The sequence below is a fragment of the Caldicoprobacter faecalis genome, from assembly GCF_900115765.1.
Taxonomy (GTDB): domain Bacteria; phylum Bacillota; class Clostridia; order Caldicoprobacterales; family Caldicoprobacteraceae; genus Caldicoprobacter; species Caldicoprobacter oshimai.
In genome coordinates this window covers 1-3,491 of the sequence record NZ_FOXR01000071.1, presented here as the reverse complement: position 1 = coordinate 3,491, position 3,491 = coordinate 1, and the positions used below count along the sequence as shown (strand labels likewise).

Annotated in this window: 4 protein-coding genes; 2 read left to right on the top strand and 2 right to left on the bottom strand. The window is 45.5% G+C overall.

The annotated features are described in order from the left end of the window. Positions 1–141 precede the first annotated feature (141 nt). Both BM241_RS12000 and BM241_RS11995 read left to right on the top strand, forming a co-directional pair. The gene (locus BM241_RS12000; protein ID WP_143094101.1) at positions 142–1,035 is read left to right on the top strand and encodes a hypothetical protein; all 894 of its coding nucleotides are present in this window, start codon (positions 142–144) and stop codon (positions 1,033–1,035) included. Positions 1,036–1,181: 146 nt separating this feature from the next. Continuing rightward, a complete protein-coding gene (locus BM241_RS11995; RefSeq protein WP_035146330.1) occupies positions 1,182–2,240 on the top strand; it encodes a glycoside hydrolase family 172 protein in 1,059 nt (352 codons plus the stop codon). 59 nt (positions 2,241–2,299) lie between these two features. On the opposite strand, the gene BM241_RS11990 is transcribed toward BM241_RS11995, so the two are convergent. Continuing rightward, complete coding sequence (locus BM241_RS11990) at positions 2,300–2,773, bottom strand: nitroreductase family protein (protein ID WP_025746881.1); 474 nt, start codon at positions 2,771–2,773, stop codon at positions 2,300–2,302. A gap of 165 nt (positions 2,774–2,938) precedes the next feature. Beyond that, the gene (locus tag BM241_RS11985) at positions 2,939–3,394 is read right to left on the bottom strand and encodes an FGGY-family carbohydrate kinase (protein WP_242948407.1); all 456 of its coding nucleotides are present in this window, start codon (positions 3,392–3,394) and stop codon (positions 2,939–2,941) included. Between the last annotated feature and the right edge of the window lie 97 nt (positions 3,395–3,491).

The following is a 3,491-nucleotide window of genomic DNA, read 5'->3' as shown; positions in this document are numbered from 1 at the left end:
GAGTATAAAAAAGCATCTTAATAGGTATATAAATTGGCTGAATTATTGATTTTTCAAGGTCTAGCAGTCAATATTTAACTGCGAAGTTTGAGTAATAAATTTTTAACTTTAAAGGAAATACTAATAACCGAGGTGATATTGGTGCAAAAACTTGGTCATCAAAGATGGTTAGCCATATTAGCGATAATAGTATTAATACTATCTTCGACATCATGTACCAGAATGCTGGGCCAAAACAATAACAAACAGCAAGGGCAAAACGAACAACAGCAACAAAAAAAAGATCTTCCCTCGGCCCTCACCGAAATGGAAAAAGAAACCGACAATATGATCCAACAAATACAAAAGGTGAGAGATCAGCGTACCCAAATGGTACGACAGCAAATGAACGCTTCTCAAAAGGAAAATAATGATGAACAAGGCAACCAAGGCCAACAAAAATCCAACCAGAGCGGACAAAAACAGGGTCAACAACAGCAGGGGAAACAACAAAAAAATCAAAATCAGGATATACAGCAAGCCCAGCTAACCATAAACTGGCAAGATTTTGAGAGGAGAATCAAAACCATAAACGAGCTGTGGAACAACTACGAGCCACAGGCCAAAAAGGACGGCGCTCCTGATGTGTTGATCTCCCAGTTTGAGAAGCAGCTCGATACGCTCACCAGCACCATTATGGCGCACAACGAAGAAGAAACGCTGGTTGCCGCCAATGGCCTGTACCGGTATTATCCTCAATTTTTCAATCTGTACAGGCATAAGGCTCCCCCTGAGATCAAGGAGGTCAAATACTACCTGCAGGAGATCTTAATCAACGCCGAAGCCGGCAAATGGAAGGATGCCGCCGCCTTGCTAGAAAATATGGAGAAGGCATGGCAAACCGCTAAATCCCGCATGCAAAAGCCGGACCATGAGCTCAATGAGAGAATAGACCACGCAATGCAGGATTTTTCTCAGGTAGTCCAGCAAAAGGACCTTCAGCTTGTAAAACTGAAAGGCGAAATACTGCTTAAAAATGTGGAAAAGGTAAAATAGTGCATGCCTATTTATGGTTTAACTTTTATTCAAAAGCTAAACCTTAACAACAAAAGAGTTTAAAAAACTGGAAAAAGGTGATATAATTTCCTTGAGTAAAAAATACAAGGGGAGTGATCCTCGTGAAATATTTCAACGGTTTGGGGATGCATTTGGGTAACCTTTCCCGCCTCTCCAATGCCAAAACCCGCTCCATAAGCCCCGAAAACTTCACAGGAGAAAAGGGCGGCGGTGCAAGGGCGGAAGAAGGTTTAGGAGCCCATGCCGCCAGGGAGCTGGGAAAAGGGTGGAAAATTTCCCCTGCTGTAAAGATACAGCCAGGTGAAACATTTGTGTTAGCAGACATTGAAGGCCCCGGCGCTATACAACACATCTGGATGACTCCCACAGGGCATTGGCGCCACAGCATCTTACGGATATACTGGGACGACCAGGATATCCCATCGGTTGAATGCCCGGTAGGCGACTTCTTTGCATGCGGATGGGGCGAATACGCTCAGGTTTCTTCCTTGGCCGTCTGTGTAAACCCCGGTAGCGGTTTCAACTGTTACTGGGAGATGCCCTTCAGAAAGAGATGCAAGATGACCATGACAAACATTGGGCTTCAGGAGATGGTTTTATACTACCAGATTGACTACGCCCTAACAGAGGTGCCTGAAGATGCGGCATACTTCCACGCGCAGTTCCGCAGGAAAAACCCCCTTCCATACAAAGAGGTATATACCATATTGGACGGTGTAAAAGGCAAGGGACATTATGTAGGCACCTATCTGGCTTGGGGCGTCAACAACAACGGCTGGTGGGGTGAAGGAGAGATAAAGTTCTACATAGATGGCGACGATGAATATCCTACCATCTGTGGCACCGGCACTGAGGATTATTTCGGCGGTTCATACAACTTTGAAAACCCAAAGACACACCAATACCAAGAATTTACCACACCATATTCGGGCTTACCCCAAATCATTAGACCTGACGGGCTTTACCGTTCACAGATGAGGTTTGGGCTTTATAGATGGCATATCATGGACCCCATAAGATTCGAAAATGACATTAGAGTTACCATACAAGCACTGGGCTGGAGGTCCGGTGGGAGGTATCTACCGCTGCAGGATGATATCGCATCGGTAGCATACTGGTATCAAACGCTTCCCACAGCCAAATTCCCAGAACTGCCCGATAGGGATTACCTGGAGGTTATCTGATGCCACAAATCTTAAATAAAACGGCGAATGCTCAACATTTGAACATTCGCCGTTTCTGTTTACATGACCTTCACCAATTCTTCTAATGTTTTTCTGGGCCTGGCCGGTGGGCTTTCATCTGGGTATCCTATTGGAACCAATATGGGTACATCCATGTTGCACTCTATGCCCAAAATCTCTTTGACCGCATCCCTATCAAACCAACCAACCCAGCAGGTACCTAGGCCTTCATTGGTGGCTGCCAACACCAGATGATCAACCGCAATGGCCGTGTCAAACGACCTGCCAGGTTCGCAACACGCAACCATGATAACCGGCGCATCGTATAAAAAATCTTGATAGCAGGCGCGCTGCACTATCTCACGCCTAACTTTTTCATCCCTCACAAATATAAACCTATAGGGCTGACGATTATTCCCCGACGGCGCAAGCCTTAACGCCTGAAAAAGCCTCTGTAGCTTCTCCTCAGGAATTGGGTCCTTTTTATACTTCCTGATAGCCCTTCTCTTTGAAATTACATCCATAAACTCCATATCTTTCGCACCTCCAATCCTCTTTTCACAATATAAGCGGTTATTATATAGCGTAACGTCCTCCCCTCAATAAATTGAAGGGCATCCTTAAACGAATGCACGCAAGGGTTTATCCCCGCGCTTCGGTTCACTAAACACCCCTTTATTGGAATAGCTATAAAACAGTCAGTCCGCATCCATCCAATTCATGCTGCGCCGCACCGCTTTCTTCCATCCGGCATACTTCCTGGCCCTTTCCTCGGCACTCATATTGGGATAAAATGTCCTATCTTCCACACACAGAGCCTTAAGTGCATCTGTATCCTTCCACACCCCTGCTTCGAGGCCTGCCAGAAAAGCAGCGCCCTGAGCAGTGACTTCGATGTTTTGAGGCCGAATAACCGGCACACCAAGGATATCGGATTGAAATTGCATAAGAAAGTTATTGGCACACGCTCCCCCGTCCACTTTTAATGCCTTTAGCGGAATGCCAGAATCTTGCTGCATAGCCTCTATAACGTCCATGGTTTGATATGCTATGGACTCCAAAGCGGCCCTCACTATATGATCGCGGTTCACTCCGCGAGTGATGCCCAAAATAGAGTTAAGTCCATATAATTGTGTAAAAAGGGGTTGAGCCACCCCCACCCCTCTGGTTAGAATTAAAATGTAAAAACCAAAACTAACTGGAGGGATGAGAAATGGCTCAATACAATATTACCATTGATTCTGAAATTTT

What these genes read in the sequence shown, in the direction of transcription:
- BM241_RS11995 (WP_035146330.1), top strand. Translation starts at nt 1,182, where the DNA reads ATGCATTTGGGTAACCTTTCCCGCCTCTCCAATGCCAAAACCCGCTCC.
- BM241_RS11990 (WP_025746881.1), bottom strand. Translation starts at nt 2,773, where the DNA reads ATGGAGTTTATGGATGTAATTTCAAAGAGAAGGGCTATCAGGAAGTAT.